The organism is Rhodanobacter sp. OK091 (assembly GCF_900142825.1).
Classification (GTDB): domain Bacteria; phylum Pseudomonadota; class Gammaproteobacteria; order Xanthomonadales; family Rhodanobacteraceae; genus Rhodanobacter.
Map to the genome: position 1 here is coordinate 466,083 of NZ_FRCH01000002.1, position 23,831 is coordinate 489,913.

At 63.0% G+C, this 23,831-nt stretch carries 19 protein-coding genes and 1 tRNA gene; all 20 read left to right on the plus strand.

All coding sequences use genetic code 11. The features are described from left to right. The first annotated feature begins 22 nt into the window (after nucleotides 1-22). The 20 genes from BUA26_RS11685 (at nucleotide 23) to infB (ending at nucleotide 23,802) form a co-directional block, all read left to right on the plus strand. Nucleotides 23-2,902 carry a bifunctional diguanylate cyclase/phosphodiesterase gene (locus BUA26_RS11685; protein ID WP_072760908.1) on the plus strand — a complete coding sequence of 960 codons (2,880 nt, stop codon included), beginning with the start codon at nucleotides 23-25 and terminating at the stop codon, nucleotides 2,900-2,902. Nucleotides 2,903-3,023: 121 nt separating this feature from the next. After that, nucleotides 3,024-3,377, plus strand: coding sequence for a PilZ domain-containing protein (locus tag BUA26_RS11690; RefSeq protein ID WP_072760909.1), 354 nt, complete (start codon nucleotides 3,024-3,026; stop codon nucleotides 3,375-3,377). 247 nt (nucleotides 3,378-3,624) lie between these two features. Then, nucleotides 3,625-3,981, plus strand: coding sequence for an NADH-quinone oxidoreductase subunit A (ndhC, locus tag BUA26_RS11695; RefSeq protein WP_072760910.1), 357 nt, complete (start codon nucleotides 3,625-3,627; stop codon nucleotides 3,979-3,981). Next, nucleotides 3,972-4,529, plus strand: coding sequence for a NuoB/complex I 20 kDa subunit family protein (locus tag BUA26_RS11700; protein WP_072760911.1), 558 nt, complete (start codon nucleotides 3,972-3,974; stop codon nucleotides 4,527-4,529). The genes ndhC and BUA26_RS11700 overlap by 10 nt, the downstream gene beginning before the upstream one ends. 9 nt (nucleotides 4,530-4,538) lie before the next feature. After that, nucleotides 4,539-5,273 (plus strand): NADH-quinone oxidoreductase subunit C, encoded by a 735-nt coding sequence (locus BUA26_RS11705; protein WP_072760912.1) that lies wholly within the window; start codon nucleotides 4,539-4,541, stop codon nucleotides 5,271-5,273. 2 nt (nucleotides 5,274-5,275) lie between these two features. Beyond that, complete coding sequence (locus BUA26_RS11710; protein ID WP_072760913.1) at nucleotides 5,276-6,529, plus strand: NADH-quinone oxidoreductase subunit D; 1,254 nt, start codon at nucleotides 5,276-5,278, stop codon at nucleotides 6,527-6,529. A 21-nt stretch (nucleotides 6,530-6,550) separates the two neighbouring features. After that, nucleotides 6,551-7,078: an NADH-quinone oxidoreductase subunit NuoE gene (gene nuoE, locus BUA26_RS11715; protein ID WP_072760914.1), complete on the plus strand. Its 528-nt coding sequence runs from the start codon at nucleotides 6,551-6,553 to the stop codon at nucleotides 7,076-7,078. A gap of 3 nt (nucleotides 7,079-7,081) precedes the next feature. Further along, entirely contained in the window at nucleotides 7,082-8,407 is a 1,326-nt protein-coding gene (nuoF, locus tag BUA26_RS11720; protein ID WP_072760915.1) for an NADH-quinone oxidoreductase subunit NuoF, read from the plus strand. Then, a complete protein-coding gene (nuoG, locus tag BUA26_RS11725) occupies nucleotides 8,404-10,731 on the plus strand; it encodes an NADH-quinone oxidoreductase subunit NuoG (RefSeq protein WP_072760916.1) in 2,328 nt (775 codons plus the stop codon). The genes nuoF and nuoG overlap by 4 nt, the downstream gene beginning before the upstream one ends. A 5-nt stretch (nucleotides 10,732-10,736) precedes the next feature. After that, the gene (gene nuoH, locus BUA26_RS11730; RefSeq protein ID WP_072760918.1) at nucleotides 10,737-11,789 is read left to right on the plus strand and encodes an NADH-quinone oxidoreductase subunit NuoH; all 1,053 of its coding nucleotides are present in this window, start codon (nucleotides 10,737-10,739) and stop codon (nucleotides 11,787-11,789) included. A 3-nt stretch (nucleotides 11,790-11,792) separates the two neighbouring features. Then, nucleotides 11,793-12,284, plus strand: a complete 492-nt coding sequence (nuoI, locus tag BUA26_RS11735; RefSeq protein WP_072760920.1) for an NADH-quinone oxidoreductase subunit NuoI — start codon at nucleotides 11,793-11,795, stop codon at nucleotides 12,282-12,284. Nucleotides 12,285-12,292: 8 nt separating this feature from the next. Further along, nucleotides 12,293-12,943 (plus strand): NADH-quinone oxidoreductase subunit J, encoded by a 651-nt coding sequence (locus BUA26_RS11740; RefSeq protein ID WP_072760922.1) that lies wholly within the window; start codon nucleotides 12,293-12,295, stop codon nucleotides 12,941-12,943. Beyond that, entirely contained in the window at nucleotides 12,940-13,245 is a 306-nt protein-coding gene (nuoK, locus tag BUA26_RS11745) for an NADH-quinone oxidoreductase subunit NuoK (RefSeq protein ID WP_072760924.1), read from the plus strand. The genes BUA26_RS11740 and nuoK overlap by 4 nt, the downstream gene beginning before the upstream one ends. Before the next feature lie 4 nt (nucleotides 13,246-13,249). Continuing rightward, a complete protein-coding gene (nuoL, locus tag BUA26_RS11750) occupies nucleotides 13,250-15,298 on the plus strand; it encodes an NADH-quinone oxidoreductase subunit L (protein ID WP_072760926.1) in 2,049 nt (682 codons plus the stop codon). A gap of 15 nt (nucleotides 15,299-15,313) precedes the next feature. Next, nucleotides 15,314-16,822, plus strand: coding sequence for an NADH-quinone oxidoreductase subunit M (locus BUA26_RS11755; RefSeq protein ID WP_072760928.1), 1,509 nt, complete (start codon nucleotides 15,314-15,316; stop codon nucleotides 16,820-16,822). Nucleotides 16,823-16,834: 12 nt separating this feature from the next. After that, nucleotides 16,835-18,289 (plus strand): NADH-quinone oxidoreductase subunit NuoN, encoded by a 1,455-nt coding sequence (nuoN, locus tag BUA26_RS11760; RefSeq protein ID WP_072760930.1) that lies wholly within the window; start codon nucleotides 16,835-16,837, stop codon nucleotides 18,287-18,289. A gap of 108 nt (nucleotides 18,290-18,397) precedes the next feature. Next, nucleotides 18,398-18,474: transfer RNA gene (locus BUA26_RS11765), tRNA-Met, on the plus strand. Between the two features lie 198 nt (nucleotides 18,475-18,672). Then, nucleotides 18,673-19,206 carry a ribosome maturation factor RimP gene (gene rimP, locus BUA26_RS11770; RefSeq protein WP_072760932.1) on the plus strand — a complete coding sequence of 178 codons (534 nt, stop codon included), beginning with the start codon at nucleotides 18,673-18,675 and terminating at the stop codon, nucleotides 19,204-19,206. A 101-nt stretch (nucleotides 19,207-19,307) separates the two neighbouring features. Beyond that, the gene (gene nusA, locus BUA26_RS11775) at nucleotides 19,308-20,813 is read left to right on the plus strand and encodes a transcription termination factor NusA (RefSeq protein WP_072760934.1); all 1,506 of its coding nucleotides are present in this window, start codon (nucleotides 19,308-19,310) and stop codon (nucleotides 20,811-20,813) included. Nucleotides 20,814-20,943: 130 nt separating this feature from the next. Then, nucleotides 20,944-23,802 carry a translation initiation factor IF-2 gene (infB, locus tag BUA26_RS11780; protein WP_072760936.1) on the plus strand — a complete coding sequence of 953 codons (2,859 nt, stop codon included), beginning with the start codon at nucleotides 20,944-20,946 and terminating at the stop codon, nucleotides 23,800-23,802. The last annotated feature ends 29 nt before the right edge of the window (nucleotides 23,803-23,831 follow it).

Consider the following 23,831-nt stretch of genomic DNA (forward strand, 5'->3'; position numbering starts at 1 on the left):
GTTTACCCGGCTGATCAACTGAATGAACAACCCGGATCTGAATTCGTTAGATGCCAGTCCAGCGCAGGAAGCCGCGTCCAGCGAGCATTTCTACGCGGCGCTTTTCGACATCAGTCAGTTGCTGGTTCGCTCGCTCGACCCACCCGCACTCTACGAGGCCGTCATTGAGGTGCTCGAGCGCCGGATCGGCGCCCTGCGGGTGATGGTGGGCGAGGTCGATCACGGCACCGGATGGTTTCACCGGATTGCTCCTGCCCGAGTTGCGCCAGGCATGGCGGATATCTATCCCGAGCACATGCCGTTCTCGGTGGCGCAACCGTCGTTCTGGCAAGGAGTGCCGCAGCTGGAAAACGATATCCGCCATACGCCGGGCCTGGAAATGTTCCGTCCGGCGTATGTACGGCATGGCATCGCTTCTGTCGTTGCCGTGCCGATCATGAAATTTGGCGAAGTGTGCGCGGGGCTGGTGATACGGTCCTCGCATCCCGGCTACTTTTCGCCGCGCATGATCGAGTTGCTGCAGCAAGCCGCTGCCAGCATCGGACTGGGGCTGGAGGTACACGAGCAGCGCACCTTGCTGCTGCAATCGGTGCAGGAGGAGGCTTGCCAGCGACGCGCGTTGCGCCTGCTCAGCGAGATGGTGAAGGTGGTGACGCACAGCCATGACGAGCAGACTTTGTTGACAGATGCTTGTCGGGTTGTGAGGCAGATGGGCGGTTATCAGGCAACCCGGATTGCCTTGCTGGAGGGCGATGGCGGTCAAACGCTGCGCTTGCACGCACGGGATGGTCTGGCGGAGCAGCGCGAGTGGGAGTCTCCGCTGGACCTGAAAGACGCCATGCATGCCGATGACGCAGCCGTCATCGCGATACTGGCGTGCCAGCCCCATCTGAGACATGCGCGATCGTCAGGCCGCCCGGACTGGCCGTTTGCTGGCGACCCGTCGGGCCCGCGCGCGCTGCTGGCACTTCCACTGCTGGTGGAAGGACTCGTGGTCGGTGTGTTCGTCATCGCCGCGGCTGAAGCCGATGTGTTTGCTCCGGTCGAGCTGCAGATTTTTTCGGAAATGGCGACCGAGTTGGGGTTGGGCATCCAGATGCAGCGCGCGCGTGCCGCACGCTTTGCTGCCGAGCAGGATCTGCGCTTCAACCTGCAGCATTTCCAGACGGTGCTGTCGAACCAGTACTCCGGTGTGCTGGTGATGTCCGAGGACAACCGCGTTAAGTTCGTCAACGAGGCGTTCTGCGAACTTTTCGGGTTGCCCGAGGCCCCTTCCGAACTGGAAAATCTCGCTTCGGCCACGATCTACGAGCGCTTGAAGCCCACCCTCGAAGATCCCGACCGCGAGTGGCAGCGGATCCAGGACATTCTGGCCAGGAACGAGGCGGTGAGGGGCGACGAGGTCGCCATCAAGGGCGGCCGCACTTTCCTGCGCGACTTCATTCCGATCACCATCGATGGCGTGCCGCAGGGGCGGTTGTGGCATCAGCGCGATGTCACCGAACAGAAATTGCATGAGGTCCGGGTCGAACGACTGGCCTTCTACGACGTCGTTACGGGTCTGCCGAATCGGCGCCTGTTGTTCGACTTGCTGGAACACGCGCGGGTGCAAGCCACCAGGCAGCATTCGCTGCTGGCCGTCGGCGTGCTCGATCTCGATCGCTTCAAGAGCGTCAATGACACGGTCGGGCACAGCGGTGGCGACCATGTGCTGACGGAAGCTTCGGCACGCATCCTCGACATGCTGCGCGAAGCGGACGTGCTGGCCCGCTTCGGTGGCGATGAATTTGCGCTGGTGATTCCGGGGCTCGACAGTCGGGAGCAGCTTGACGTCATCAGCCGCTGCATCCTGCAGGCCTTGCGGGCACCGTTCAACCTGATGGGCGAGCAGTTGTATCTGTCGGCCAGCATTGGCTGGACCCTGTTTCCGCTGGACGCATCCGACGCCGAAGGCCTGGTTCGCCATGCCGACCTGGCGATGTATGCGGCAAAGGAAGACGGCAAGGATCGGGGCTCGCTGTACGAGCCGGCGATGGAGCTGGAGCAATTGCGGCTGCAGGCAATGCACGAACGGGTCGCGCAGGCGCTGCAACAGTCGCATCTGCAACTGCTGTTCCAGCCGATCGTATATATCGATGGCTTGCCCGGCCTGAACGGGGTGGCCGGCATGGAGGCGCTGCTGCGCCTGGATGACACCGGACAGGAATTGATCGAGCCGATCGAGTTCATGCATGTGCTGGATGACCCCCAACTGGCCCGGCCGATCGGTCGCTATGTGCTGGATGAGGCTTTGAAATGCTGCCAGTCCTGGATGCGGGCGGGCGTCTCGATCCCGGTCTCGATCAACATCAGTACCCGCCATCTGCTGCATCCGGCGTTCTTCACCGATATCGATGCCGTACTCGAGACCTACCCGGACGTGATGGATGTGGGTTTCGCGATCGAGGTGACCGAAACCGGTCCGTCGATGGATCATTTCCGCGCCAAGACCGTCATCGAGGAATGCCGCCGGCGCGGCATCCGCGTGGGCCTGGATGATTTCGGTACCGGCAGTGCCTCGTTGAGCCATATCCAGAAACTCGACATCGAACACATCAAGCTCGACCAGAGCTTTGTGCGCGACATCCCCAGCGACGAACGCAACATGGCGATCGCGGCGGGCGTCATCACCACCGCCCGCATGCTGGCCAAGACGGTGATTGCCGAAGGCGTGGAGACAGCGGAGCAGGGTGACCTGCTGGCTTCGCTGGGTTGCCATCAGCTGCAGGGGTTTTCGATTTCGCGGCCAATGCCGGCCGCGGCCGTGCCGGGATGGGTCGCCGGCTGGGTGCCGCCCGTGTCGTGGGGAAACCTGGTCAATGAGCGCCAGTCGCTGCTGGCCGGCCAGCCGTACGGCGGATGAAAATACTGCCGCGAAGCACAGATACGGCATGAGGAATGCCGCAACTGTGGTGCGCGTGTGGCACAGCGTCTAAGATCGGTACCATCGATCGGACGGCTAGCGCGTCCGGCAGGAGCCCAGCATGAAACCCATGGCTGCCCGTCAGGGCATCATTTCACTGAAAATCAAGGACGCGGCCTCGCTGTACAACGCGTACATGCCGTTCCTGAAGCATGGCGGATTGTTTGCGGCGACGGCGCAGTCGTATTCGCTCGGTGACGAGGTGGTGCTGCTGGTAACCCTGGCCGAGGAGACCGAACGGTTGTCGGTGGTCGGCAAGGTGGTCTGGATCAGCCCGGTGGGTGCGCAGGGCAACCGCACGGCAGGCATCGGCGTCCACTTCAACGAATCGGGCGATGCCGAAGCCGCCCGCAGCCGGATCGAGAACATTCTCGCCGGCACGCTGACCTCGGAGCGGGCCACCCACACCATGTGAAATACATGGCGATAATCCGCACGCTGTTGCCCGTCAAGGCTTGTTGTACCCATACGCACTGATACAATGGCGAGATTCGCGAGCTCATCTCGCGGAACATCGGACGCTTGTGGTTTCAGACCTGCAGGCGTGGCGGCGCGGCCCATGGCTGTGCCGGCCTGCCGAATCGAAGTCGCCGGACCGTGAGTTACTTGGATTAGTCCCCGCGGTCACTGATGCGCCTGATGGCGCGGAGGTAAGTTGCATCGTGCTTGCCGAATACTGGCCCGTTCTGTTGTTCATCGGCGTTGCCACCGGTCTCGGCCTGGTGCTGCTGGCGGTCGGCCTGCTGGCCGGCCCGCGTCGTCCCGAGGCGGAAAAACTTGCGCCGTACGAGTGCGGCTTCGAGGCGTTTGAAGACGCCCGCATGCGCTTCGACGTGCGCTACTACCTGCTCGCCATCCTGTTCATCATCTTCGATCTGGAAATCGCCTTCCTGTTTCCGTGGGCGGTGGTGTTCCAGCAGATTGGCGTGACCGCGCTGGTCGAGATGGCGGCGTTCCTGCTGCTGCTGATTGTCGGCTTTGCCTACGTGTGGAAAAAGGGAGCACTGGAATGGGAGTGATCTCCTCCATCGACAAAGTGATGCATAACCCGCAGCCACTGAATTTTGTCGACGACATTCTGCGGCCGGCCGGCGACAACCCGGTGGTTCAGCGCGGCTTTGCCACGACCAGTGTCGACGCGCTGATGAACTGGGCGCGCACCGGCTCGATGTGGCCGATGACCTTCGGCCTGGCCTGTTGTGCGGTCGAGATGATGCACGCCGGCGCGGCGCGACTGGATCTGGACCGCTACGGCGTGATCTTCCGCCCGAGTCCGCGCCAGTCCGACGTGATGATCGTGGCCGGCACCCTGGTCAACAAGATGGCCCCGGCGCTGCGCAAGGTCTATGACCAGATGCCCGAGCCGAAATGGGTGATCTCGATGGGCAGCTGCGCGAACGGCGGTGGTTATTACCATTACTCCTATTCGGTGGTGCGCGGTTGCGATCGCATCGTGCCGGTGGACATCTACGTGCCGGGCTGTCCGCCTACGGCCGAAGCGCTGATCCACGGCATCCTGCAATTGCAGAAGAAGATCCGTCGCACCAGCACCATCGCGCGTTCGTGAGGCCCTGATATGTCCGACACACCTGCGACCTCGCTGGCCGAACGTCTTGCTGCGCGATTCGGCGACACGTTGAGCATCAGCACGCAACGCAACGAAATCACCGCCGAGCTGGCCGCTGCCGACCTGATCGCCGTGGCCACTGCGCTGCGCGACGAGCCTGGTTTCCGCTTCAGCGAGCTGATCGATCTGTGCGGCATCGATTACCTCGGCTATGGCCAGACCGAGTGGGAGACCGACACGGCTGCCGGTGACGGTTTCTCGCGTGGCGTGGAAGGCCAGGCAATGGGCCGTTTCGACTGGGCCGGGCGCCCGCGCGGCAGCGGCGACAATCAGCCGCGCCGCTTCGCCGCGGTGATTCATCTGCTGTCGATCGAACACAATCGCCGCCTGCGCCTGCGCGTGTTCTGCGCGGACGACAGCCTGCCGGTGGTGCCGTCGCTGACCCTGGTCTGGCCGGGCGTGAACTGGTTCGAGCGTGAGGCGTTCGACCTCTACGGCATCATCTTCGATGGCCATCCGGATCTGCGCCGCATCCTCACCGACTACGGTTTCGTCGGCCATCCGTTCCGCAAGGACTTCCCGTTGATCGGCAATGTCGAGGTGCGTTACGACCCCGAGCAGAAGCGGGTGATCTACGAACCGGTGTCGATCGAACCGCGCGTGCTGGTGCCGCGCACCATCCGCAACGACGCCGACCTGATGCAGGCCAAGGCCGAAGCCGCCGATCACTGGCGGGAGAATTGAGCATGCAGGAAATCCGCAACTACACGATGAACTTCGGCCCGCAGCATCCGGCCGCACACGGCGTGCTGCGCCTGGTGATGGAGATGGACGGCGAGACCATCGTCCGCGCCGATCCGCACGTGGGCCTGCTGCATCGTGGTACCGAGAAGCTGGCCGAGTCCAAGCCGTTCAACCAGTCGATCGGCTACATGGACCGGCTCGACTACGTTTCGATGATGTGCAACGAGCACGCCTATGTGAAGGCGATCGAGAACCTGCTGGGGATCGAGGCGCCGGAACGCGCGCAGTACATCCGCACCATGTTCGACGAGATCACCCGCATCCTGAACCACCTGATGTGGATCGGTTCGAACGCGCTCGATCTGGGCGCCATGGCGGTGTTCCTGTACGCGTTCCGCGAACGCGAGGAACTGATGGACGTGTACGAGGCGGTGTCGGGCGCGCGCATGCACGCGACCTACTACCGTCCGGGCGGCGTCTATCGTGACCTGCCGGCGCAGATGTCGCAGTACCGCGAGTCGCCATGGCACAAGGGCAAGGACCTGAAGCGCATCAACAGCTGGCGCGAAGGTTCGATGCTGGATTACCTCGAGGCGTTCACCGCCGACTTCCCCTCGAAGGTGGACGAGTACGAAGATCTGCTCACCACCAACCGCATCTGGAAGCAGCGCACCGTCGGCATCGGCGTGATCAGTCCGGAGCTGGCCCAGCAGTGGGGCATGACCGGCGTGATGCTGCGCGGTTCGGGCGTGGCCTGGGATCTGCGCAAGAAGCAGCCGTACGCGAAGTACGCCGAGATGGATTTCGACATTCCGGTCGGCGTCGGCGGCGACTGCTACGACCGTTACCTGTGCCGCGTGGAAGAGATGCGCCAGTCGAACCGGATCATCCAGCAGTGCGTGAAGTGGCTGAAGGCCAATCCCGGCCCGGTGATGGTGCAGAACTTCAAGGTCGCGCCGCCGTCGCGGGTCGAGATGAAGGAGGACATGGAAGCCATGATCCATCACTTCAAACTGTTCACCGAAGGCTACTGCGTGCCGGCCGGCGAGACCTATGCCGCAGTCGAGGCGCCGAAAGGCGAGTTCGGCTGCTATCTGGTTTCCGATGGCGCCAACAAGCCGTTCCGCGTGCATCTGCGCGCACCGGGTTTTGCCCACCTGTCATCCATGGACACCATCGTGCGCGGACACATGCTCGCCGACGTGGTGGCCATGATCGGTACCTATGACCTCGTGTTCGGCGAAGTGGATCGCTGAGCCGGCACGACGGAGAAACGCATGAAAGCCACCGGACATTTCGAGCAGGTCAGGAACGTCGATCCGCTCGCCGTACTCACCGACCATACCCGCCATCACATCGATGAGTGGGTGGCCAAGTTCCCGCCGGATCGCAAGCGCTCGGCGCTGATCCAGGCGCTGTTCGCCGCGCAGGAGCAGAACCGTGGCTTCCTCACCGACGAGCTGATCACCGCCGTCGCGAAGTATCTCGACTTGCCTGCCGTATGGGCGTACGAAGTTTCCAGCTTCTACTCCATGCTGGAGACCAAGCCGGTCGGCCGCAACAACGTGGCGATCTGCACCAACATCTCCTGCTGGCTCAATGGCGCGGAAGGCCTGGTGCGCCACTGCGAGAAGAAGCTCGGCATCAAGACCGGTGAAAGCACGCCGGACGGCCGCGTCTATCTGAAGCAGGAAGAGGAATGCATCGCGGCTTGCGTATACGCGCCGGCGATGACGGTGAATGGGCATTACCACGAGCGTCTCACCCCCGAGAAGCTCGACGAAATTCTGGACGGGTTGGAATAAGCCATGGCAGTCGGACCCGCACCGCAGGAACATCAAGTCGTCTACACGACGCTGCATTTCGACACGCCGTGGTCGATGGACAGCTATGAGAAGGTCGATGGCTACAAGGCGTGGAAGAAGATCCTCGCCGAGAAGCCCGATCCGGCCTCGCTGGTCGACGAGATCAAGAAGAGCAGCCTGCGCGGCCGTGGCGGCGCGGGTTTCCCGACCGGCCTGAAGTGGTCGTTCATGCCGAAAGGCACGATGCAGAAATACATCCTGTGCAACTCGGACGAATCCGAGCCGGGCACGGCGAAGGACCGCGACATCCTGCGCTACAACCCGCACGCGGTAATCGAAGGCCTGGCGATCGCGTGCTATTGCACCGGCTCGACCGTGGCCTACAACTACCTGCGCGGCGAATTCCATCACGAGCCGTACGAGCATTTCGAAGCGGCGCTGAAGGAAGCGTACGCAGCCGGTCTGCTCGGCAAGAACGTGCAAGGCACCGGGTTGGACGTGGACATCTATGGCGCGCTCGGCGCCGGCGCCTACATCTGCGGTGAGGAAACCGCGTTGATGGAGTCGCTGGAAGGCAAGAAGGGCCAGCCGCGCTTCAAGCCGCCGTTCCCGGCCAACTTCGGCCTGTACGGCAAGCCGACCACGATCAACAACACCGAGACTTATGCTTCGGTGCCGGCGATCCTGCGCAACGGCGCCGACTGGTTCCTGAATCTGGGCAAGCCGAACAACGGCGGCCCGAAGATCTTCTCGGTGTCCGGCCACGTCAACAACCCGGGCAACTTCGAGGTTCGCCTGGGTACGTCGTTCAAGGATCTGCTGGCGATGGCGGGCGGCGTGCGCAACGGCAATCAGCTCAAGGCAGTGATCCCCGGCGGCTCCTCGATGAAGGTGCTGCCGGCCGATGTGATGCTGGAAAGCACGATGGATTACGACTGCCTGCAAAAGGCCGGTTCGGGTCTCGGTTCCGGCGCGGTGATCGTGATGGACGAGACCACCTGCATGGTCAGGGTCTGCCATCGCATCTCGCGGTTCTACATGGCCGAGTCCTGCGGCCAGTGCACGCCTTGCCGCGAAGGCACGGGCTGGATGTACCGCGTGCTCACGCGCATCGTCGAGGGCAACGGTACCCAGGACGACCTGCATCGCCTGAAGGCGATCGCCGGTCAGATCGAGGGGCACACCATCTGCGCCTTCGGTGAGGCGGCTGCCTGGCCGGTGCAGGGTTTCCTGGCGCGCTTCTGGAATGAATTCGAGTATTTCGTGCAGCATGGCCGTTCGATGGTCGATGACCAGCTGGCCGAATCCAATCAGGGAGTTGCTGCATGAGTGCGCAGCCCAGCAACAACGCAGCGCTCGACCTGGTCAACGTCGAGGTCGACGGCAAACCCACGCAGATCCGCAAGGGCGCGATGATCATCGAGGCGGCCGACGCGATCGGCGTCGCGATCCCGCGATTCTGCTATCACCGCAAGCTGCCGATCGCCGCCAATTGCCGCATGTGCCTGGTCGACGTGGAGATGGGCGGCAAGCTGATGCCCAAGCCGCAGCCTGCCTGCGCTACGCCGGTGGCGGAAGGCATGAAGGTGATGACGCGCTCGGACAAGGCGCTGAAATTCCAGAAAGACGTGATGGAGTTCCTGCTGATCAACCATCCGCTCGACTGCCCGATCTGCGATCAGGGCGGCGAGTGCGAACTGCAGGACGTGGCGCTGGGTTATGGCCGCAGCGTCTCGCGCTATACCGAACGCAAACGCACCATCGCCGACGAGAACATCGGGCCGCTGGTGGCCACCGAGATGACCCGCTGCATCCAGTGCACGCGCTGCGTGCGCTTCACCAGTGAAATCGCGGGTACCTACGAGCTCGGCGGCATGAGCCGTGGCGAGAATCTGCAGATCGGCACCTATATCGGCAAGACGATCGAGACGGAGCTGTCCGGCAACATCATTGATGTCTGCCCGGTCGGCGCGCTCACCAACAAGCCGTTCCAGTTCCAGGCGCGCGCCTGGGAGCTGATCGCCAAGCCGTCGATCGGCTATCACGATGCGCTCGGCTCCAACCTGTGGCTGCATACGCGCCGCGGTGAGGTGTTGCGCACGGTGCCGCGCGATAACGAAACAATCAACGAATGCTGGCTGTCCGATCGTGACCGCTACAGCCATCAGGGCCTGTATGCGGCCGACCGTATCCATGCGCCGGAAGTGAAGCGCAACGGCCAATGGCAGGCGACGACCTGGGAAGATGCACTGCAGTTTGCCGGCGATGCGTTGAAGAAGGCGCCGGGCAGCGAGCTGGGCATCCTGGTGCATCCGGCCAGCTCGAACGAGGAGGGCGATCTGCTGATGCGCCTGGCCCGTGGTCTGGGCAGCGCGCATATCGATCATCGTCTGCGCCAGCTCGACTTTGCCGACAACGCCGTGGCCGGCAGTTTCACGTTGCCGGTTACCCAGGTGGCGCAGGTCAAGGCCGCGTTGCTGGTCGGCTCCGATCTGCGCCATGAGATGCCGCTGCTCAACCATCGCCTGCATCAGGCGGTGAAGAAGGGCGCGAAGGTCTACGCGGTCAATCCGGCCAGCTTCGATTTCAATTACAAGCTTGCGGGTGAATCGATCGTCGCGCCGCAGGCGCTGGTCGATGCGCTGCTGGCGCTGGCCAAGGCGGCGGTAGCCGCCGGGGCAAGTGCGCCGGCGGCGCTGGCCGATGCGATCAGCGCCGCGCCCAGCGATCAGGGCGACAACGATGCGATCGCCGCCATGAAGTCGGGCAGCGCGGTGGTGATTCTCGGCGAAGCCGCGGTCACTCACCCGCAGGCCTCCTGGCTGCGTGCGCTGGCCCGTTTCATCGCCGACGCTACCGGCGCCGGTTACAACGAGTTGCCGGTTGGCGCGAATGCCGTGGGTCTGGCCAAGCTCGGCGTGCTGCCGGGTAACGGCGGACTCGACGCGCAGGCGATGCTGGCGCAACCGCGCAAGAGCTACGTGTTGTACGGCGTCGAGCCGCCGCACGATTTCGCCGATGGCGCGACAGCACTGAAGGCGTTGCGCAGTGCGGAACAGGTGGTGGCGTTCAGCGCCTACGCCAGCACCGCATTGCGCGAGGTGGCCAATGTGATCCTGCCGATCGCGCTGCTGCCGGAAATCGACGCGACCCTGGTCAACGTCGATGGTCTTGCGCAGGGCGTCAGCGCCGGCGCCAAGGCGCCCGGTCAGGCCCGTCCCGGCTGGAAGGTGTTGCGTGCGCTGGGTGGCGCGTTGCAGCTGGCTGGTTTCGAATTCGATGACCTGGGCGGTCTGCGCTCCGGTATCGGCGAGCGTGCGGCAACGTCGCGCGGTGGCCTGGCTGCGCGCTCGGCTGCCGCTGGCCTGACCCGTCTCGCCACTTGGCCGATCTACCGCGGCGATGCGGTGCTGCGCCGTTCTACCGCATTGAACGCGCACCCGCTCAATCGTGCCCCGGCAGTGCGACTGAATGCGGCAGAGGCACAACGCCTCGGCCTGGCCGATGGTGCGCAGGTGCGCATCGGCGACGTGCTGCTGCCGCTGGCGTTCGATGCGGCCGTGCCGGACGGTGCGGCATGGGTCGAGGCTGCCCAGGACCTCACTGCCACGCTGCCGCCCTATGGCGCGGCCATCACCTTGAGCAAGGCATAAGCATCATGGCTGATCAACTTATCAACCAGCTCTTGTGGCCGATCATCTACATCCTGTGCATCACGGTGCCGCTGATCATCGCCGTGGCGATGTTCGTGTACTGGGAGCGCAAGGTCATCGGCTGGATGCACGTGCGACTGGGGCCAAGCAAGATCGGCCCGTTCGGCTTGCTGCAGGCATTCGCCGACGTGGTCAAGCTGCTGATCAAGGAAGTGATCCTGCCGACCAAGGCAAACCGTTTCCTGTATTTCATGGCGCCGTTGCTGGCGCTGATCCCGGCACTGGCGGCGTGGTCGGTGATTCCGTTCAGCAGCAAGATGGTGCTGTCGAATGCGAATGCGGGCGTGCTGTACCTGCTGGCGATGACCTCGCTCGGGGTGTACGGCATCATCCTCGCCGGCTGGGCATCCAACTCTCGCTATGCGCTGCTCGGCGCGATGCGCTCGGCCGCGCAGGTGATTTCGTATGAGCTGGCGATGGGCTTGTGCCTGGTCTGCGTGCTGGTACTGGCGGGCAGCCTGAATCTCACCGACATCGTCAATGCGCAGGCCGGCGGCAAGGGCTTGTTCGACTGGTTCTGGCTGCCGCTGTTGCCGGTGTTCGTGATCTATTTCATCTCCGGCGTGGCCGAGACCAACCGCGCACCCTTCGACGTGGCCGAGGGCGAGTCGGAAATCGTCGCCGGCTTCCACGTGGAATATTCCGGCTCGGCATTCGCGATCTTCTTCCTGGCCGAATACGCCAACATGATCCTGGTCAGCTTCCTGGCCTCGATCCTGTTCCTGGGCGGCTGGCTCAGCCCGTTTCAGGGCTGGATCCACGCCGATGCACCGGGCTGGATCAACTGGATCTGGACCGGCGGTTTCATCTGGCTGTTCATCAAGGCGTTCGTGATGAGCTTCCTGTTCCTGTGGTTCCGCGCCACCTTTCCGCGCTATCGCTATGACCAGATCATGCGGCTGGGTTGGAAAGTGCTCATACCGATAGCCATCGTCTGGGTGATGGTCGCCGGCTGCATGAAATATTTCGGCTGGGTCAGCATCGGCGTGGGGGCATAACCAATGAAACGCATTACCGGATACTTCAAGAGTCTGCTGCTGATCGAGCTGTTCCAGGGCATGGGGCTGACCATGGGTTACATGTTCAAGCCCAAGTACACCGTGCGCTACCCGATGGAGCACATCCCCAAGTCGAACCGCTTCCGCGGCCTGCATGCGCTGCGTCGCTACGCGAATGGTGAAGAGCGCTGCATCGCCTGCAAGCTGTGCGAGGCGGTATGCCCGGCGCTGGCGATCACGATCGATTCGGCGCCCCGCGAGAGCGACGGCCAGCGCCGTACCACGCGCTACGACATCGACCTGTTCAAGTGCATCTACTGCGGTTTCTGCGAGGAGAGCTGCCCGGTCGACTCGATCGTCGAGACCAGCATCCACGAATACCACTTCGAGCATCGTGGCGAGAACGTGGTGACCAAGCAGCAACTGCTCGCCATCGGCGATCGTTTCGAGCAGCAGATTGCCGCCGACCGTGCGCAAGACGCGGCGTACCGCTGAGGCCAACGATGAATCCCCAACTGTTCCAACTCATCTGCTTCTACGCCTTCGGCTTCGTCACCGTGGCTGCCGCGCTGTCGGTGATCACGCTGAAGAACACCGTGCATGCCGTGTTGGCGCTGGTGTTGACGTTCTTCAGCGCCGCCTGCCTGTGGATGCTCATCGAAGCCGAGTTCCTCGCGCTGGCGCTGATCGTGGTCTATGTCGGCGCGGTGATGGTGCTGTTCCTGTTCGTGGTGATGATGCTCGACATCGATCAGGAGAAGATGCGCGAGGGTTTCGTGAAATTCCTGCCGGTCGGCCTGATCGTGGCGGCGGCCATGCTGGCGGAGATGCTCGGCCTGATCGGTGTGCGCGCCATGCATGCCCAGGTCATGGGGGCCAATCCCGCCGCTGTCGCCGGCCTGTCCAATACGGCGTGGCTGGGGCAGGCGCTGTATACGAAATTCCTGCTGCCGTTCGAGATCGCCGCGTTGATCCTCACTGTGGGCGTGGTGGCGGCGGTGGCGCTGACCCTGCGCCAGCGCGGCGACGCGCGCTACGAGTCGGCCAGCCAGCAGGTCAAGGTCAATCCGCGTGACCGCGTCCGTATCGTGAAGATGGCGGCCGAGCGTCCCGTCGACGAATCACCGGCTCCGCCGCAGGAACCCAAACCATGATCACGCTCTCGCACTACATCGTGCTCGGCGCGGTGCTGTTCTGCATCGCCGTCGCCGGCCTGTTCATCAACCGCAAGAACGTGATCGTGCTGCTGATGTCGATCGAGCTGATGCTGCTCGCGGTGAACATGAACTTCGTGGCGTTCTCTCGCTTCCTCGGGGATGTGTCGGGGCAGGTGTTCGTGTTCTTCATCCTTACCGTGGCCGCGGCGGAAGCCGCCATCGGCCTGGCGATCCTGGTGCTGCTGTTCCGCAATCGCAGCACGATCAATATCGCCGACATCGACAGCATGAAGGGTTGATCACATGGGTCTTTCCACATCCATCTTGCTGACGATCGCACTGGCTCCGCTGGTCGGTTGCCTGCTGGCGGGTTTCCTCGGCAGGTTTCTCGGCCGCGCCGGCTCGCACAGCGTCACCATCCTCGGCGTGGCGGTGTCCTGCGCGCTGTCGTTCTACGTGCTGTACCAGCTCACCGTGGGCGGAGCCGCCACGTACAACCAGAACATCTACACCTGGTTCCAGATCGGCCACTTCAACGCCAGCGTCGGCTTCCTGGTCGACCGGCTGACCGCGATGATGCTGGTGGTGGTGAGCTTCGTGTCGCTGCTGGTGCACGTCTACACCATCGGTTACATGGCCGACGACGACGGTTACAAGCGCTTCTTCAGCTACATCTCGCTGTTCACCTTCTCGATGTTCATGCTGGTGATGAGCAACAACTTCATGCAGCTGTTCTTCGGCTGGGAAGCGGTGGGCCTGGTGTCGTATCTGCTGATCGGCTTCTGGTACAAGCGGCCGACCGCGATCTTCGCGAATCTGAAGGCGTTCCTGGTCAATCGCGTGGGCGACTTCGGCTTCCTGCTCGGCATCGCGGCGGTGCTGTATTTCCTCGGCACGCTGGATTACGCCACCGCGTTCGGCTCGGCGCCTTCGCTGATCGGCAAGACTCTGCAGATCACCGCCGGCACGCAGTGGGATGCCGCGACGGTGATCTGCATCTGCCTGTTCATCGGCGCGATGGGCAAGTCGGCGCAGGTGCCGCTGCATGTATGGTTGCCCGACTCGATGGAAGGTCCGACCCCGATCTCGGCGCTGATCCATGCGGCCACGATGGTCACCGCCGGCATCTTCATGGTGGCGCGCATGTCGCCGCTGTTCGAGCTGTCGTCGACTGCGCTGAGCTTCGTGCTGGTGATCGGTGCGACCACCGCGTTGTTCACCGGCTTGATCGGCATAGTCCAGAACGACATCAAACGCGTGATCGCGTACTCCACGCTGTCGCAGCTCGGCTACATGACGGTGGCGCTGGGCGTGTCGATGTACAGCGGTGCGGTGTTCCACCTGATGACGCACGCGTTCTTCAAGGCGCTGCTATTCCTGGGCGCCGGCTCGGTGATCATCGCGATGCATCACGAGCAGGACATGCGCTACATGGGTGGTCTGCGCAAGTACATGCCGATCACCTGGATCACCATGTGGATCGGCTCGCTGGCGCTGGTGGCGGTGCCGTTCTTCTCCGGCTTCTATTCGAAGGACGCGATCATCGAGGCGGTCGGCGAATCGCACCGCTGGGGCGCGCACTATGCCTACTTCTGCGTGATGGCCGGCGCGTTCGTCACCGCGGTGTACACGTTCCGCCAGATGTACCTCACGTTCCACGGCAAGGAGCGCTTCACCGTGGTGGCCGATCACGGCCATGGCCATCATGTCGCGCATCTTGACGACCACGGCCATCACGAGCAGGGCATCATGCACGAGCTGCCGAAGGAATCGCCGTGGGTGGTGACGCTGCCGCTGGTGCTGCTGGCCATTCCGTCGCTACTGGTCGGCTTCTTCACGGTCAAGCCGGTGCTGTTCGGCGGCTGGTTCGGCAGCGCGATCCACGTGGACGCGGCGAACGACGTGCTCGGCGAGCTGGGGCAGCATTTTCATGGCGCCGTGGCGATGGCGCTGGACGGCTTGTGGAGCCTGCCGTTCGGGCTGGTGGTGCTGGCCTTCGTCATCACCAGCTACGTCTATCTGTTCAATCCGGCGGTGGCCGACAGGATCAAGAATGCGCTGAAGCCGTTCTACAGCGCGCTCTATCACAAGTACTGGATCGATGCGGTCTATTACGTGGTGTTCGCCCGCGGCGGCGTCATGCTCGGCCACCTGTTCTGGAAGGCGGGCGACACGGCGGTGATCGACGACACCATGGTCAACGGCTCGGTGAACCTGATTCATCGTATCGCTGCCACGATGCGCCGTTTGCAGTCGGGTTATCTCTATCACTACGCCTTCGCGATGATTCTCGGCCTAATCCTGCTGCTGGGCGGGTATTGGTTGACGAATTCCGGGCTGGCCGGGCAATAAGGGAAGCAAGCACACATGTTCAATCACTTGCTCAGCCTGCTGATCTGGCTCCCTGTCGCCGGCGCGATTCCGGTGCTGCTGGCCGGCTCCACACGTCCTGATCTGGCGCGATGGCTGTCGCTGCTGGTGGCGGTGCTGACCTTCGCGGTCAGTTTGTTCCTGCTGGTGCAATACCACCCCGATGCGGGCGGCATGCAATTGACCGAGAGCTATTTGTGGATCGCCTCGTGGGGCGTTCATTACAGCCTGGCAGCCGACGGCATCTCGGTGGCGCTGATCCTGATGACCACCTTCGTCGGCATCCTGGTGATCGCCGGCGCATGGGAGGTCATCCAGGACAAGCCGCACCAGTACATGGCCGCCATGCTGATGCTGGAAGGCCTGCTGATCGGTGTGTTCTGCGCCACCGATGCGCTGCTGTTCTACGCGTTGTTCGAGGCGATCCTGATTCCGATGTTCATTTTGATCGGTATCTGGGGTGGCCCGCGGCGGGTGTATGCGACGCTGAAGTTCTTCATCTACACGTTCTTCGGCTCGGTCTTCATGCTGATCGCGCTGCTGTACCTGTACCAGAAGGCGCACACGTTCGACATCGCCACACTGGCCGCGCTGCCGCTGACGATGCAGGAACAGACCTGGATCTTCTTTGCGTTCCTGATCGCGTTCGCGATCAAGGTGCCGATGGTGCCGGTGCACACCTGGTTGCCGGATGCCCACGTGGAGGCGCCGACCGGCGGTTCGGTGGTGCTGGCGGCGGTGATGCTGAAGGTCGGTACCTACGGAATGCTGCGCTTCATCCTGCCGATCGTGCCGGATGCAGGGGCGCATTTCGCCTGGCTGATCATCGTGCTGAGCCTGATCGCGATCGTCTACATCGGCTATGTCGCGCTGGTGCAGGAGGATATGAAGAAGCTGGTGGCGTATTCCTCGGTGGCCCACATGGGCTTCGTCACGCTGGGCATCTTCATCGCGTTCCTGCTGGTGCGCGAGTCGAGCAACGCCGACATGGCGCTGCTCGGCATGCAGGGAGCCATGGTGCAGATGATCTCGCACGGCTTCGTGTCCGGCGCGATGTTTACCTGCATCGGCGTGTTGTATGACCGCATGCACACGCGCCAGATCAAGGATTACGGCGGGGTCATCAACGTGATGCCGTGGTTCGGCTTTTTCTACGTGCTGTTCGCGATGGCGAACTGCGGTCTGCCGGGCACCAGCGGCTTCGTCGGCGAGTTCATGGTGATCCTGGCCAGCTTCGCGGCGAATCCGTGGATCGCGCTGTTTGCCGCATTCACCCTGATCATCGGCGCGGCCTACACGCTGTGGCTGGTCAAGCGCGTGCTGTGGGGTGATATCACCAATCCGCACGTGGCCGAGATGAAGGAAATCAACGGCCGCGAGACATTCGTGCTGGTCTCCTTTGCCGCCGCCGTGCTGGCGCTGGGCATCTGGCCGCAGCCGCTGGTCCATCTGATGGACAGCTCGGTGTCGCAGCTGGTGCAGCAGCTCGCTATCCACAAGATTTGATCAGGACCGAACATGCCGAATCTCAATGACATCCTGATCATGTTGCCGGAGTTCTATCTGGTGGCGGCGGTGTGCTTGCTGTTGCTGCTGGACGCCTTCATGAAACCCGAGCAGCGCCCCGTGTTGCATTGGCTGTCGATCGCCGTGCTGCTGGTAGGCGTCTATCTGCTGATCATGGGGCAGCCGCCGCAGACGATAACGGCGTTCGGCGGCATGTTCGTGCGCGATCGGGTATCGGAAATCCTCAAAGTCTTCGCCCTGCTCACCACGGTTCTGGTGATGATTTATGCGCGGCCGTACCTGATCGAGCGCAAGCTGCTGATCGGCGAGTTCTATACGCTGATGATCTTCGCCGTGATCGGCATCATGCTGCTGGTCTCGGCCGGCAACTTTGTCACCGTGTACCTGGGGCTGGAGCTGCTGTCGCTGTCGTCGTACGCACTGGTGGCGCTGAATCGCGACGCGAAGTTGCCGTCCGAGGCCGCGATCAAGTATTTCGTGCTGGGCGCACTGGCCTCGGGCATGCTGCTGTACGGCATGTCGATGGTCTACGGCGCCTCAGGCATGGGCGGCACGCCGAGCCTGGCTCTTGAGCAGCTGCACAACGTGATGGCATATACCACCGCGCCGAAGTTGCTGCTGTTCGGGCTGATCTTCATGATCGTCGGCATCGGCTTCAAACTCGGTGCCGCACCGTTCCACATGTGGATACCGGATGTGTATCAGGGCGCGCCGACGCCGGTCACCGCATTCATCGCATCGGGTTCCAAACTGGCTGCGTTCGGCATGGCTTACCGTCTGCTCGACGCCGGCATGGGCGACCTGTCACAGCATTGGCAGCTGATGCTGGCGGTGCTGGCGGTGTTGTCGCTGGCGATCGGCAACCTGGTTGCTATCGTGCAGACCAACCTCAAGCGCATGCTGGCGTATTCGACCATCTCGCATATGGGTTATCTGCTGCTGGGCCTGGCCGCGGCCGGACCGGAAGGCTATGCCGCCGCGATGTTCTACGCGATCTGCTACGCACTGATGGGCGTGGCTGCCTTCGGCGTGATGCTGGCGCTGAGCCGCGCCGGTTTCGAGTGCGAGGAAATCACCGATCTGAAGGGGCTCAACCAGAAATCGCCGTGGATGGCGTTCCTGATGCTGCTGGCGATGTTCTCGCTGGCGGGCGTACCGCCTCTGTTTGGCTTCTGGGCCAAGGTGCTGGTGCTGGAGGCGGCGATTCACGCGAATATGCTGTGGCTGGCGATTGTCGGTATCGTCTTCGCCATCATCGGCTTGTACTACTACTTGTATGTGGTCAAGGTGATGTACTTCGACAAGCCGGCCGAAGGCAGCGTGTTGCAGGCACAACAGGACAAACCGCTGCGCCTTGTGCTGTCGCTGAATGCGCTGTCGCTGCTGGTGCTCGGCCTGTATTGGGGGCCGTTGCTGGGCTGGTGCCGGCGCGCGTTCGGGCTCTGATGTCTGCATGCGGCGATTGCCGTAATGTCGTCGCAGAGCTTCATATCGGATGGTTGACGTTGAGGCTTGCAAGAAACCGGCCACCCCGCTAAACTCTTCGGACTCTGATGCGGGGTGGAGCAGTCTGGCAGCTCGTCGGGCTCATAACCCGAAGGTCGCAGGTTCGAATCCTGCCCCCGCTACCAGATCTTTCTTGATGCAAGAAAGCCTCCTCGTGAGGCTTTTTTGTTGGGCGCTAGGATGCGCCGTGCCGAGCCGCCGCGAGTGGCTCCGGCAACGGAAGGAGCTGTAGGAGAGGGACATCGGCGAGATAAGGAAATGGGCCGTTGGAGCCCATTTTTTGTTTCTGCTGTTCTGAGAAAGCGATCCGGGAAGGCGAACCCATGGATATACAGGCACTGACGCAACGCTTCACCGAGGTATTGGCCGATCTGGGCCTGGAATGCCTTGGCGTGGAGTTCAACCCTTCGCAAGGGCAGAGTACCCTGCGTATTTATCTGGATCTGCTGGACAAGAGCGGACCTGACGGCGAACGCCGCGAGGTCGGCATCGAGGATTGCGAAACCGCCAGTCGCGAGTTGTCGGCGCTGCTGGATGTCGAGGATCCCATTCCCGGCAATTATGTGCTGGAGGTTTCTTCGCCGGGCATCGATCGACCGCTGTTCACTGCCGCACAGTTTGCGAAAGTCAGCGGGCAGGAAGTGAAACTGCTGCTGAAGGCGCCGTTGGATGGACGTCGCCGCCTGCGCGGCAAGCTGGTTTCGGTGGAAGGCGAACATATTGTGTTGGAAGGCGAAGGCAAGACATTCGAATTCGAGCACGCGTTGGTGGAAAGTGCGCGTGTGGTGCCAGATTGGCAGGCGCTGGGTTATGCACCGCAACCCAAGCGTGGTGGCAAGACGACTGGCAAGAAATAACAGTGCGGCCATCCATGGCCGCGTTCCAAGTTTTGTGTTCTGGAATGAACGTAACAATTTAACCATCGGTATCCGGACAGGATGCCTACGGAGTTGCTGCAATGAGCAAAGAACTTTTGCTGGTCGTCGACGCGGTCGCCAATGAAAAGGGCGTGCCGCTGGAAGTGATTTTCGAAGCGATGGAGGCCGCCTTGGCCTCTGCCGCCAAGAAGCGCTATCCGGACGAGGAGCCCGACATTCGCGTGTCGATCAACCAGAGCACCGGCGAGTACCAGACGTTCCGGCGCTGGGAAGTCATTGCCGACGATGGCGAGATGGAATCGCCGTCCTACCAGCTGCGCCTGATGGATGCGCTGGACGAACGCGCCGACGCCAAAGTGGGCGAGTACATCGAGCAGCAGGTCGAGAACGCCGAATTCGGCCGCATCGCCGCGCAGGCCGCCAAGCAGGTGATCGTGCAGCGCGTACGCGAAGCCGAGCGCCAGCAGGTGGTGGATGCGTTTGCCGACCGCGTGGGCGAGCTGGTCACCGGCATCGTCAAGCGCGTCGAGCGCGGCAACATCTATCTCGACCTGGGCAGCAATGCCGAGGCGTTCATTCCGCGCGACAAGACGATTCCGCGCGAATCGGCCCGCGTCGGTGACCGCGTGCGCGGCTACCTGTATGAAGTGCGTTCGGAAGCGCGTGGTCCGCAGCTGTTCGTGTCGCGCGCGGCCCCGGAATTCATGATCGAACTGTTCAAGCTCGAAGTGCCGGAAGTCGGCCAGGGCCTGGTCGAAATCAAGGGCTGCGCCCGCGATCCGGGCGATCGCGCCAAGATCGCCGTGCTGGCCCACGACAGCCGCACCGATCCGATCGGCGCCTGCATCGGCATGCGCGGTTCGCGCGTGCAAGCGGTCTCCAACGACCTCAACGGCGAGCGCGTCGACATCATCCTGTGGCACGAGAATCAGGCGCAGTTCGTCATCAACGCGATGGCGCCGGCCGAAGTGCAGTCGATCATCATGGATGAGGAAAAACACTCGATGGATATCGCGGTGGCCGAGGACAAGCTGTCCCAGGCCATTGGTCGCGGCGGCCAGAATGTCCGTCTGGCCAGCAAGCTGACCGGCTGGCAGCTCAACGTGATGACGCAGGATCAGGTCACCGCCAAGAGCGAGTCCGAGCAGGAAGCCGCGCGCCAGCTGTTCATGGACAAGCTCGAAGTGGACCAAGAGATTGCCGTCATCCTCGTGCAGGAAGGCTTCTCCAGCGTCGAGGAAATCGCTTATGTGCCCAGCGCCGAGCTGCTGGCGGTGGAGGGCTTCGACGAGGACATCGTCGAGGAACTGCGCGCCCGTGCCCGTGATGCGCTGCTGACCGAGGCACTGGCGGTGGAAGAGGGCGTCGACGAACATCAGCCGTCCAGCGAACTGCTGGCGCTGGAGGGCATGGATGAAACGACGGCCTATGCACTGGCCGCTCGCGAAGTGAGCACGGTCGACGATCTGGCGGATCTGGCGGTGGATGACCTGATCGATATCGATGGCATGAACGAAGAACGCGCTGCAGCACTGATCATGGCGGCACGTGCGCCGATGATCGCGCGGCTGGAGAAAGGCGGCTAACCGCGGACGGCGGCACCCTGGATGGGTGTGCCGAGAAAGGCTTTGCGAAGCCTTTCACCAAGGATGGAGGTGGCGGCATGGATAATGTCGCACTGACGATAAGCGCGGGAACGGCGGAGCAAAGAACACGATGTCGGATGTCACGATCAAACAACTCGCCCAGGTGCTGGGCATGCCGGTCGACCGGTTGCTTACGCAACTGGGCGAGGCGGGCATGAAATTCTCCGATCAGGAGCAAGTCATCAGCAGCACCGAAAAGGTGAAGCTGCTTGGCTTTCTACGTCGCACGCACGGCAAGAGCGAAGCTGCCGCAGAGGTCGATGACAGCGCACCGCGCCAGATCACCCTCAAGCGGCGCACGGTCGGCGAGCTGAAAGTCGCCACGCCGGGCGGCCGCGGTGCCACGGGTGCAGCCAAGACGGTCAACGTCGAGGTTCGTGCCAAGCGCACCTACGTCAAGCGCAGCGTGATTGCCGAGGAAGCCAGCGTCGAGCCCGAGCGCGAGGATGCCGTGCGCAAGCTGCAGGAATCGCAGCAGCAGCGCGAGCAGGAGGAACAGGATCGCCTCAGCGCTGAGCATCGCCGTCAGGAGGAAGCGCGGCAACGCGCCCTTGACGAGCAGTCGCGGCAAGCTGAAAAGGCGCAGCGCCCGGTTGAGGCAGCCAGCGCACCCGAGCCGGCCGTGGTCGACCGTGTCGAGGTCGAGACGGCGCCGGAGGCGGCAGCAGCCGAGGCCTCTTCGTCGGATGCTGGCGATGACGCTGCGGGATCCGTCCAGCGCATGGACCAGCGCGATCTGGGCATGATCCTGCCGCGCATCCATGAGCCGCGCAAGCGCGAAAAACTGGTCAAGCCCGTCGTGCCGCCACCGGCGCCGGCGCCCGCTGCCCCTGTGCCACCGGCGGCTCGCGTAGCCGTGGCCGGTGCCGGCGGAGCGGCCGCACCGGCTGCAGCCGGCGACGCCAGCCGGAACAAGCCAAAACATGCGCGCGAGCGCAATGACAGTGCGGGTAATGGCAATGGTGCGGCTGGCAAGGAAGGCCGTGAAAGCGCCGGCAAGCGTTTTGCCGGCGGCCAGATGCATCTGAGCGAGGCCGACCGGGCTCGCCGCTCCTCCTCCAGCAACAAGCGTGGCAAGCCGGGTCGCAGCAGCGGCCGCGAGATGCTGTCGCGCGGCAACAATCCGCCGAGCGGTCCGCATGGCTTCTCGCGTCCCACCGCGCCGGTGGTGCGCGAGGTGGTCGTCGGCGAAACCAATATCGTCGCCGAGCTGGCGCAGAAGATGGCGGTCAAGGGCTCCGAGGTGGTGAAGGCGCTGTTCAAGATGGGCGTGATGGCGACCATCAACCAGACCGTCGATCACGATACCGCGGTACTGGTGGTCGAGGAGCTCGGTCATACGCCGGTTGCCGACAACCAGAACAATGCCGAGGAGACGCTGGCGGCACATACCCAGAACGTCGAACTGGAAGGCGAGAAGATTACCCGCCCGCCGGTGGTGACGATCATGGGCCATGTCGATCACGGCAAGACCTCGCTGCTCGACTACATCCGCCGCACCAAGGTGGCTTCCGGCGAAGCCGGCGGCATCACCCAGCACATCGGCGCGTATCACGTGGAAACATCCAAGGGCGTGATCACGTTCCTGGATACTCCCGGGCATGCTGCGTTCACCTCGATGCGTGCCCGTGGCGCGCAGTCGACCGACATCGTGATCCTGGTGGTAGCGGCCGACGACGGCGTGATGCCGCAGACGGTGGAAGCGGTGAAGCATGCGCGTGCCGCCAAGGTGCCGCTGATCGTCGCGGTCAACAAGATGGACAAGGACGGCGCCAATCCGGACAACGTCAAGCAGGGCCTGGTGCAGTACGAAGTCGTGCCGGAAGACTGGGGCGGCGACGTCCAGTTCATTCCGGTGTCGGCCAAGACCGGCGCGGGCGTCGAGGATCTGCTCGATGCGATCTCGGTGCAGGCCGAAGTGATGGAGCTGAAAGCCGTGGCCGATGGCCGCGCCTCCGGCGTGGTGATCGAATCCAGTCTGGATCGTGGCCGTGGCCCGGTGGCGACGGTGCTGGTGCAGCAAGGTACGTTGCGCAAGGGCGATTTCATCGTCTGCGGCATCGAATACGGCCGGATGCGCGCGCTGATCGACGAAACCGGCAAGCAGGTTCTGGAAGCCGGTCCGTCGATTCCGGTACAGGTGCTCGGTCTGTCCGGCGTGCCGGAAACCGGTGACGATTTCGTCTGCGTCGAGGACGAACGGCTGGCCCGCGAGGTTGCGCAGGAGCGAGAGCTCAAGCGTCGCGAAACGCGCATGGTCAGCAAGAGCAACCGGCTCGAGGACATCATCGCCAAGATGGGTCAGGGCGTGGAGCAGCAGACCCTCAACATCCTGGTCAAGGGCGACGTGCAGGGTTCGGTCGAGGCGCTGCGCGAATCGCTGACCCAGATCGGCAACGAGCGGGTCAGGGTCAATGTGGTCTCGTCCGGCGTCGGCGGCATCAACGAATCCGATGCCACCTTGGCGGCGGCTTCGAAGGCGCTGATCATCGGCTTCAACGTGCGCGCCGATGCGTCGGCGCGCAAGGTGATCGAGACCGCTGGTTTGGATGTGCGCTATTTCTCGATCATCTATGACGTGATCGATCAGGTGACCCAGGCAGCCACCGGTCTGCTCGGCATGGAAGTGCGCGAGGACATCATCGGCACCGCCGAGGTCCGCGACGTATTCCGCAGCTCCAAGTTCGGCGCCGTGGCCGGTTGCATGGTCACCGAAGGTTCGGTCAAGCGCAGCAAGCCGATCCGCGTGCTGCGCGACAACGTAGTGATCTTCGAAGGCGAGCTGGAGTCGCTGCGTCGCTTCAAGGAGCTGGTCGACGAAGTGCGCAACGGCATGGAGTGCGGTATCGCGGTCAAGCAGTACAACGACGTGAAGCCGGGCGACCAGATCGAGTGCTTCGAACGCACGGAAGTGGCGCGTACGCTCTAAGGCAGAAATGAGTGTGGAGGAGTGAGAAA

Coding starts and splice junctions, on each gene's coding strand:
- BUA26_RS11685 (WP_072760908.1), top strand. CDS start 23: ATGAACAACCCGGATCTGAATTCGTTAGATGCCAGTCCAGCGCAGGAA.
- BUA26_RS11690 (WP_072760909.1), top strand. CDS start 3,024: ATGAAACCCATGGCTGCCCGTCAGGGCATCATTTCACTGAAAATCAAG.
- BUA26_RS11700 (WP_072760911.1), top strand. CDS start 3,972: ATGGGAGTGATCTCCTCCATCGACAAAGTGATGCATAACCCGCAGCCA.
- BUA26_RS11705 (WP_072760912.1), top strand. CDS start 4,539: ATGTCCGACACACCTGCGACCTCGCTGGCCGAACGTCTTGCTGCGCGA.
- BUA26_RS11710 (WP_072760913.1), top strand. CDS start 5,276: ATGCAGGAAATCCGCAACTACACGATGAACTTCGGCCCGCAGCATCCG.
- nuoE (WP_072760914.1), top strand. CDS start 6,551: ATGAAAGCCACCGGACATTTCGAGCAGGTCAGGAACGTCGATCCGCTC.
- nuoF (WP_072760915.1), top strand. CDS start 7,082: ATGGCAGTCGGACCCGCACCGCAGGAACATCAAGTCGTCTACACGACG.
- nuoG (WP_072760916.1), top strand. CDS start 8,404: ATGAGTGCGCAGCCCAGCAACAACGCAGCGCTCGACCTGGTCAACGTC.
- nuoH (WP_072760918.1), top strand. CDS start 10,737: ATGGCTGATCAACTTATCAACCAGCTCTTGTGGCCGATCATCTACATC.
- nuoI (WP_072760920.1), top strand. CDS start 11,793: ATGAAACGCATTACCGGATACTTCAAGAGTCTGCTGCTGATCGAGCTG.
- BUA26_RS11740 (WP_072760922.1), top strand. CDS start 12,293: ATGAATCCCCAACTGTTCCAACTCATCTGCTTCTACGCCTTCGGCTTC.
- nuoK (WP_072760924.1), top strand. CDS start 12,940: ATGATCACGCTCTCGCACTACATCGTGCTCGGCGCGGTGCTGTTCTGC.
- nuoL (WP_072760926.1), top strand. CDS start 13,250: ATGGGTCTTTCCACATCCATCTTGCTGACGATCGCACTGGCTCCGCTG.
- BUA26_RS11755 (WP_072760928.1), top strand. CDS start 15,314: ATGTTCAATCACTTGCTCAGCCTGCTGATCTGGCTCCCTGTCGCCGGC.
- nuoN (WP_072760930.1), top strand. CDS start 16,835: ATGCCGAATCTCAATGACATCCTGATCATGTTGCCGGAGTTCTATCTG.
- rimP (WP_072760932.1), top strand. CDS start 18,673: ATGGATATACAGGCACTGACGCAACGCTTCACCGAGGTATTGGCCGAT.
- nusA (WP_072760934.1), top strand. CDS start 19,308: ATGAGCAAAGAACTTTTGCTGGTCGTCGACGCGGTCGCCAATGAAAAG.
- infB (WP_072760936.1), top strand. CDS start 20,944: ATGTCGGATGTCACGATCAAACAACTCGCCCAGGTGCTGGGCATGCCG.